We start from the raw sequence: 7,956 nt of genomic DNA, 5'->3' as shown, positions 1-7,956 counted from the left end.
TTCCTCGAGCGCTTCCACGCAGAAGTCGGCGTCCAGCGTAATCGAAATCCGGTGGCTGAGGACCTTGCGGCTGAACCAGTCGACGATAGCGACAAGATAGACGAAGCCCCGGGCCATGGGAATGTAGCTGATATCTGTCGCCCAGACCTGATTGGGCCTCACCATCGGAAGCTTGCGCAGGAGATAGGGGTAGATCTTGTGCCCTGGCGCCGGCCTGGAAGTGCTGGGACGGCGATAGACGGCCTCGATCGCCATCTTCTTCATCAGGCTCGCGACATGGCAGCGGCCGATCGTGATGCCCTCCTGACGAAGAAAGTCGCGCATCATCCGGCTGCCTGCGAACGGAAACTCCAGATGCAGCGCGTCGATGCAACGCATGATCGCAAGATCTTCGGACGAAACCGGCCGGGGCAGATAATAGACACTACCCCGGCTGATCCCCAGTTCCTTCGCCTGCCGCTTCACCGGCAAGGTGTCCGTTTGATCGATCATCGCTTTGCGCTCGGCAACAGTCCTGCCTTGCCGAGCGCGCCTTCCAAAAAAATCGTTGGCCAGCGTCAGTTCCCCGATCCTGGCATGCAGCGTCTTCACGTCGACAGCCGGTTCGTTTGAAACCTTCTTCGAGCCGAACACTCCGGCCGCCCCTTCGAGCAACTGCGTGGGCCACGTCGTGATCTGGTTGGGATGCAGATCATAGTCGTGCGCCAGCTGCGCCAACGTCTTCTCGCCCTTGATCGCGGCAAGCGCCACCTTCGCCTTGAATGCCGGGCTGTGGTTGCGCCGGGGTCGTCTGCTCATTCTCTGCTCCTGTCTCGCAGCCCATCTGGCTGCTCTCAGGCAGAAAATCCAATTATCTCAGTGTGCAGATTCTCCAGGCCACCTCTGCTATTCAGTTATTGTTTCAATCTGAAGTTGCATCCATGATCAGGCGACGATGGGGGGATTCAGTGGATGACCGAAGGACATCAAGCGGTAGGGGATGCCGTACACAATGCCTGAACCTCGCTCGATATTTTCCGCTGCGGAGTCAGGACTTGGCTTTATCTATCAGCCCAGGCTAGCGCTGTTGAGGCTTTTGTCCCTGCCCGAAAGCGCCTCGCTTCTTATCGAGAAGAGCGACGATCTGGAGTTTGACACGGCGAGCGGAAGAAAGACGCTGGCGTCTCTGAAGCATAAGGCTGAGGGTGACAGGCTTACAGATTTGGACGTTGATTTCTGGAAATCCGTGAGAGTTTGGCTGGCTTATTATAGCGACAACGGCAGGATCAGCTCGAACACCGACTTCGTTCTGTTCACCACAGCGGTCATCGCACCCGGATCGGAGTTGGCGCTGTTCGCGGAGGTCGGCAACGATCCGGCGGCTCGGGCATCGATGGCCGCAACGCTTCTGGATCGCAGCACCTCGGCGATGATCGGCAAGACTAGGACCGATCTGGCCAAGCTAACGGAGGCCGAGCTCGCGGACTTTTATGGCCGAATCCTCATTCTGGACGGAAGCCCGCGCATAGACACAATCCCTGAGATCGTGCTCGACCAGCACCTGAGGACGGTCCGCCGGGCATTCCGCGGTCCGCTCTTTGAGCGGCTGGAAGGCTGGTGGATAGACCTAATGATCAAGGTGCTCACGGGCGAGCGAACCGGGCCGGTCTACGGCCACGAGGTGTCGGACAAGCTCTCTTCGATTGCAGAAGAATACCGGTCCGACAGTTTGCCGATCACCTTCCGCGGCCGGATGCCTGATGGTCGGATTGACGTCGCCAACGACACCCGGCTGTTTGTAGAGCAGCTCCGAGACCTCGACGTTTCCCCCTCCCGCATCCAGCGCGCGATCATCGATTACTACCGCGCCTTCGAGCAGCGCTCGAGCTGGGCGCGGGAGAATCTGCTGATCTCGGGAGAGATGGAAGAATATGAGGATCGTCTGATCGAAGAGTGGGGCCGCTTCCGGGAAATCATCTTCGAAACCCTTCACGACGCCAGCGGGGACGATGCTTTCAAGGAGGCCGGCCGCCAACTATATAAATGGGCCGAAACGGAAACGGGCGAACTGAGGATCAGGGAGCGTGTGACCGAGGCTTATGTCGTTCGCGGCGCCTTTCAGATTCTCGCCAACGCCCGTCCCATGCCGCGGGTGCACTGGAATCCCGCCTTCATGAAGCGCCTTGGCGAACTGCTCGGGGTGGCTGCATGAAGCGCTGGGATCTTCGTCCAGTAGAAATCAGGAACCTGTTCAATCCGGCCTTCTGCGGCCTTGTCCTGTTCCGCGCACTCGCGGCCTATGAGGACGAGGATAAGCGTGGCATGCCGTTCTCGCTGACGCTGCTCGTGCTGCCGCTATGCCTGCAGCGGGACGCGCGCGAAACGCTCGCCAAGGCGAATCGAAGCTATTTTCTGAAGATCGTTGCGGCCAATCCGCAGATGCTCGTCGATCTGCCGAAACGAACAACGGATCTCCTGCCGTTCGCGTTCGAGGCCCTCGGGGTGCTGATGCAGCTCGGCGCCCTAGTCGTCACGCCCGACGGTCGCCTGCGGACGGTTCGAGAGGGCGTCCGGAAGGGAATAGATGGCACGCCCGAGTCGATCTCCTGTCAACGTGTAGCGAAATTCCTCGGTCGCGAATTCGCCCGGATTGGCGATCGCGTCACAATTTACACGACCTTGGGGGTCCGACCATGAAGATCAAGTCGATCCACCTCTACAGTTATGACGGCCGCAGGCGGGACGTGCAGTTTCACCTGAACGGCCTCAATGTCATCACCGGAAGGTCCTCGACCGGCAAATCGGCGCTATCTGAAATCATCGAATATTGCATGGGGCGCTCGACCTTCAACATTCCCGAAGGAGTAATACGCGACCGAGTAAGCTGGTTCGCCGTCATCTATCAGTTCGCCGGAGAGCAGGTGCTGGTGGCCAAGCCGTCACCCGGCTCGGGCCAAAGCAGCTGCAGCACCGCTATGATCCGGCGCGGTGCCGACATCGCTGCTCCGGACCACGCTGATCTTCTTATCAATGACGACGACAGCGGGGTCGAGACCCTTCTATCCCGCATGATCGGCATCCCTGAGAACACCACGGCGGTGCCGCTGGAGAACAGCCGCGAGAGCTATGACGCCAATATCAAGCATACCTATTACTATCTGTTCCAGAAGCAGACGATCGTCGCCAACAAGGACCAGCTCTTCTACCGGCAGAACGAACCGTTCCAACCGCAGGCGATCAAGGACACCCTGCCCATTCTCCTAGGGGTCTCCTCGAGAAACCGCTACGAGCTGGAGTTCCAGCTGCGCACGGTCCAGCGCGATCGCCGGCTGAACGGCAAGCTGCTCGAGCAGGCCAGGGGCGCGGTCGAAACCTCTGAGGAACGCGCTCTCGGGTTGATTTCGGAAGCGCGCAGCGTCGGCATATTCGCCACCGATCGCGGCGCCGGCGAGCCTGTCGTCAGCCTCCTTCGCGACGCCCTGTCGTGGACACCGGCACCCGTGCCCGAAGACGACGGCCAGAGGGTCGCTACCATTGAGACAAACCTCTTCGGCCTTCGCGAGCAGCGTCGTGAGATTCAGCGACGGATTGACGCTACGGTCCAGTTCGCCAAGAGGTCGGAGGGCTTCGAGAGCGAGGCCGGGGAGCAGCGCGACCGTCTGGCCTCGATCAAGGCCCTACCGAAAAGCAAGGAAACTGACGAGTGGCAGTGGCCCTTTGCCGAAGCTAATCTGGCGCTATCCAGCCCTATCGCGAGCATGCTTCTCGCGGAGCTCGAGTCGCTGGACCAGGAAATGACCGCCGTTCGGGGCGAGCGACCTGCCCTGGACGCCTATCTTGTGGATCAGCGCACGGCGCTTCAGGTGGTTGGGGATCAGATTCGCACTAAAGAGGTTGAGCTGTCGGCGGCGATCGCCGCAAACGAGGTCATCGCGCAGATGGGTAGTCGCAACAACGCCGCGTCCCGGGTCGTGGGCCGAGTCAGCCTCTTCCTGGAGAATCTCATTCCCGACGCCGAGATGGCGCGTCTTGAGGCCGCGGAAAAACGGCTGAAGGCGAAGGCCAACGATCTGGAACGGAAGATCGGGGCCGATGATTCCGGCGAAAGGCTCGCCTCGACGCTGAACAACATTTCTATGCACATGTCGCGATACATCACCGATCTGGGCGGCGAGTTCGGCCAGTATCCGGCGCGCCTCGACATGCACAACCTGACCGTTGTGATCGACCGGCCAAGCCGCCCGATTTACATGCCCAGGACGGGTGGGGGCGAGAACCATCTTGCTTACCACCTGGCCGCCCTGTTGGCGCTTCACCGATTCGCCGCCAACAACGATCAGCCCTTGCCGCGCTTCCTGCTCATCGATCAGCCGACCCAGGTCTATTTTCCGTCCGAGACCGTCTATGCCGCCGCCGGAGGATCGGTCGAGAAGACAGAAACGGATGCGGATCTTGAAGCCGTCCGCCGCCTGTTTGAGGTGCTCCGGCGCTTTGGCGAGGAGGATGCCAAGGGATTCCAGATCATCGTGACGGAACATGCCAATCTTCGCGACGACTGGTTCCAGTCCGCCCTGGTCGAGCAGCCATGGACCAAGCCGCCCGCGCTCGTTCCTGACGACTGGCCGGACGAGAACGACGAAACCGCATCTGTCGAGCCGTTATAGATCGGCGAAACGACAGTCGGGCGCTACGCCGACCGGCGGCAGTGCACCGTGCGGTTGCCGGTCGCCGGACTGAAAATGCCAGAAACTGGAGCAGCGCTGAGATGACGGCTAATCCCGAAGTTGCGGAAGTCCCCAAGGTCGATATGGCTCTTCTCGCCCATTCGATGATCGATCTCGCGCCAACGGATTTCACCCGCGACGCAATGCTTGGTGCCGCGCTCGTCCTCGATACCCGCGAGAATCCGCTTCGGCTCAACCTTTTCGCGTCGGCGATACGGATCTTCCTCGACCACATGATGGATGCACTCGCTCCTCAGGAGGAGGTGGAGGCATGTCGTTGGTTCAGGCCGGTTGAAGGGCAGGAGAAGCCGGTCCGCAACGCGCGCCTGACCTACGCCCTCATCGGCGGCTTCGCTGCGGAGCAGGTGGAGGAACTTACCGGCATCGAAGTGAAGCCTCTGATTGCAGAGGTGATCGCAGCCTACAAAAAGATCAACAAACACGTGCACGGGCGCGAGAAAACAATCGTCCGCGACGTCGATGAGCAGGACACGGTTGTGGACGAGGTGCTCAGCGCGCTCGTCGAACTGCTTGAGGCACAGCGCGACTATCGGTCGGAAATTGTCGACGCGATCGCTGATTCCCTACAGTCTGAAGCGGTTGAGAAATTCACGACGGAAACGGTGGACGATATCGACATCCTTGCGACGCACCACACAATCGACTGGGTCGGCATCGACGAACGGGCAGTTGTGGGCATCACCGCCCGCGAAGTCGAATACGAGATCACGGGTTCGATCGGGGTCACGCTGCTCTACGGATCCGGCGGCGACAGGGCACGTGGTGACGGTGCCGAAATCGGCGATGAGTTCCCGATCTCCATGCGCTTCAAAGTTCCGATCGAGGCGCCACACGATCTGGAACGGGCCGAGATCACCAGCGGCGCCGACACCTCCGCCTGGTTCGATAATGACGATAATGATGACCGCGATACCGACGCTTTCTAGGCAGCCATCTAACCGCTCCGGCCAGAACTGACCAGAAGCAGCCGCACGAAGCTGAACATGCGGACGAAGAGCCAGTCGAGCTGCTCGGACCGTTCAATCATCTCCTGCGACACCTCGGAATGGCGGATGCGGAGATTGTTGCCGATCGTGGTCAGCGCCTTTGCCTCGTCGCCGAGGGCAACGCGCATTTTGGAGCCTGACACTGCAGCCCGGTCAAGAAGCGCGTCCGCTTGCACTTTTTTGTCCGCGCCGGGCTCAAGCGTCTTCACTCGCTCGAACGCATCCCACAACTTCTCCACCGCGTCCCGGCGGTCGTCGAGCTTGGGCGAGAGGAAATGGGAGCGCGCATATTCGAGCAAGCGATCCAGCTGGTCATCACCCGTGCGGAACATCGCCCAGCCAAGCGTCTGCACAACCGGCTGTGGAAGGATCCGCTGCGCGTGACCATTGGCATCGAGCTCGAAGGCTATGCCGTTGCGCTGGAAGAGTAGGTTTACGTCGGCCACGAAAATCGCGAGGCCGGCGGCACGGTCCCAACTCATATGGTGATGATGCTGATAGGAGTGGTAGCTGCCAAGGACCGGCTCACCCACGGCCTTGGCGCAGAACTCCAGCAGATCGAGGGCAATCGGCGTCTCGGGCACCTCCTGGCTGTTAAGGGGCCAATCGATCCCAGGCACTTCCGCCTCTAGGAACCGCGCGAAGGCCCGGCGGTCGCTACCACACGGCCCATCACCGTCGGCACACTGCTCCGTGAAGCGGTATCCGAATGCGCCGCTGTCCACGCGCATCTCGATCAGCGCATGCAGCGCTCCCCAGACACGGTCGTCGATCGTTTCCGAGACCGCCGGTCGCTGCCCAAATTCGCGGTCGGTGAAGTATCGCGTGCTCAAGATTTACCTCCAAAATCGAATATCGTTCGAGGCAGACTAGCACCCCGGAATGACACTGTCCGCGTGCGACAGTTTCGAGATCTGCTTGGACATAGCCGAACGGCGAGATTTGGGACACGTTGCCGATCGACGCCTCTACGATTGGCGGACGGTAGGTTTCGGCGCAATCGGCTATTGCCAAGCTGGCCGTTGAACGTCCTTAGTTGGGTCGGCAGCTGACACTGCCCAACTTGGGCCGCGAATGGCGGCTATTGCAGGTTAGTTTACCAAGAGCCGCCATTCTGCAACCGGCCCACTATTTGCCTCTCTTCAATGCCCGCTAGGCAACCGCTGAATGTCGGCTTCTGACAATAGCCGCCGTTCGGCATGACGTTTGGGAACGGCAGGAAAGTCCCACCTTTCGTCCCTCAAAGCCGCACGAACTGACGGCCGCTTTTAACTACACCGACGTGCCGAATGGCGACTTTCTTACGGGCGCAACTGGCATGGCATCCGCTGCCTCGGCGAGCAGGTAGTTGATATAGCTGCGCGTGAGATTGCAGTAGAGATGCGCTTCCTTGAGCGTGGGAGACACGTCGGCGGCCAATTGGGTGCCGTGGCGCACCCCGCCGCCGGTGGGCGACGAGAGAAAGCCGTGCATCTTGGTCATCCAGCCCAAGGCCTCGGCGAGCGGGCCGCCGCGGTGGTGATTGCGCAGGTTGCGGACGATTTCGTTGAAATACTTGCCCTCGATGGTGCCGGTCCCGGTATCCAGTCCCTGGAAGGCAGTGGCGACCGTCTCCAGCAGCCAAAGGATTTCTTGGACCGCCGGTCGCGGCCGCTGCTCAAGAAGCAGCCGGTCCGCTTGATCGAGTGATGCGTGGATCAATTCTACGGCCTGCTCGCCAATGGATCGCTGCGGCGTTAGGACCGGAATCGGGATTTGAGGATTGCGAGGCAAGAGGTCGGGCGGCCGCACTTCAAAGGGCGCGCCGTGGTCGAACAATATCTGGTTTATGATGTCGACGTCGGGCAGGCCGATAGTGGGATGTTCGCGAAGGACTTGCTCGCAGCCGTCCCAGAATGCCGCGATGAAGGTCGCGGCATTGTCGGCGGAGTTGCTCATGGCGTTCTGGAGATCGCCTATCGCCCAGCTTTCGTTGGAGCTCCAGCTGGCGCCGCCATTGAACTTCGCCTTGAAGAGCTCGAGGATTTCCCAACTGGACTCGGCCTGCGCCGCGATAGTGTGGATGAGCGAGTTGAAGGCATTTACGCCCTGTTGATCCAGTTCGCCTGGCGATCCGAAATGAACCGCGCCGGGATTGCCGGAGGCCCTAACTCCTGAGAGGAAGGGTCTACGATGAGCAAGACGACAAACAAGTTTGCACCTGAAGTTCGGCAGCGGGCGATCCGCATGGTTCTGGAACATGAAGG

Annotated in this window: 7 protein-coding genes; 4 read left to right on the top strand and 3 right to left on the bottom strand. The window is 60.4% G+C overall.

What is annotated here, in order from left to right; all coding sequences use genetic code 11:
* Positions 1 to 798, bottom strand: a 798-nt coding sequence (locus tag FMM79_RS20065; protein WP_148629298.1) for an IS3 family transposase, incomplete at its 3' end; no start/stop codon positions are given.
* A 193-nt stretch (positions 799 to 991) separates the two neighbouring features.
* Between FMM79_RS20065 and FMM79_RS20060 the strand changes: the two genes are divergently transcribed.
* The 4 genes from FMM79_RS20060 to FMM79_RS20045 all read left to right on the top strand — a co-directional run bounded on the left by FMM79_RS20060 (position 992) and on the right by FMM79_RS20045 (position 5,650).
* Positions 992 to 2,191, top strand: a complete 1,200-nt coding sequence (locus tag FMM79_RS20060) for an ABC-three component system protein (RefSeq protein WP_148629297.1) — start codon at positions 992 to 994, stop codon at positions 2,189 to 2,191.
* Positions 2,188 to 2,676, top strand: coding sequence for a three component ABC system middle component (locus FMM79_RS20055; RefSeq protein WP_148629296.1), 489 nt, complete (start codon positions 2,188 to 2,190; stop codon positions 2,674 to 2,676). Before FMM79_RS20060 ends, FMM79_RS20055 begins: the two co-directional genes overlap by 4 nt.
* The gene (locus tag FMM79_RS20050) at positions 2,673 to 4,643 is read left to right on the top strand and encodes a DUF3732 domain-containing protein (protein ID WP_148629295.1); all 1,971 of its coding nucleotides are present in this window, start codon (positions 2,673 to 2,675) and stop codon (positions 4,641 to 4,643) included. The genes FMM79_RS20055 and FMM79_RS20050 overlap by 4 nt, the downstream gene beginning before the upstream one ends.
* 101 nt (positions 4,644 to 4,744) lie before the next feature.
* On the top strand, positions 4,745 to 5,650 hold the full coding sequence (locus FMM79_RS20045; RefSeq protein ID WP_148629294.1) for a hypothetical protein: 906 nt from the start codon (positions 4,745 to 4,747) through the stop codon (positions 5,648 to 5,650).
* An 8-nt stretch (positions 5,651 to 5,658) separates the two neighbouring features.
* Here the strand turns inward: FMM79_RS20045 and FMM79_RS20040 are convergent, their stop codons facing one another.
* Positions 5,659 to 6,543 carry a hypothetical protein gene (locus tag FMM79_RS20040; RefSeq protein ID WP_148629293.1) on the bottom strand — a complete coding sequence of 295 codons (885 nt, stop codon included), beginning with the start codon at positions 6,541 to 6,543 and terminating at the stop codon, positions 5,659 to 5,661.
* 439 nt (positions 6,544 to 6,982) lie between these two features.
* Positions 6,983 to 7,956, bottom strand: a 974-nt coding sequence (locus tag FMM79_RS21435) for a hypothetical protein (protein WP_162528568.1), incomplete at its 5' end; no start/stop codon positions are given.

Origin of the sequence: Novosphingobium sp. BW1, from assembly GCF_008107685.1 — a bacterium.
Taxonomy (GTDB): domain Bacteria; phylum Pseudomonadota; class Alphaproteobacteria; order Sphingomonadales; family Sphingomonadaceae; genus Novosphingobium.
This window is presented reverse-complemented; position numbering and strand designations above follow the sequence as displayed.

Excerpts from the sequence above, each read along its gene's own strand:
- FMM79_RS20060 (WP_148629297.1), top strand. The coding sequence starts at position 992 with ATGCCTGAACCTCGCTCGATATTTTCCGCTGCGGAGTCAGGACTTGGC.
- FMM79_RS20055 (WP_148629296.1), top strand. The coding sequence starts at position 2,188 with ATGAAGCGCTGGGATCTTCGTCCAGTAGAAATCAGGAACCTGTTCAAT.
- FMM79_RS20050 (WP_148629295.1), top strand. The coding sequence starts at position 2,673 with ATGAAGATCAAGTCGATCCACCTCTACAGTTATGACGGCCGCAGGCGG.
- FMM79_RS20045 (WP_148629294.1), top strand. The coding sequence starts at position 4,745 with ATGACGGCTAATCCCGAAGTTGCGGAAGTCCCCAAGGTCGATATGGCT.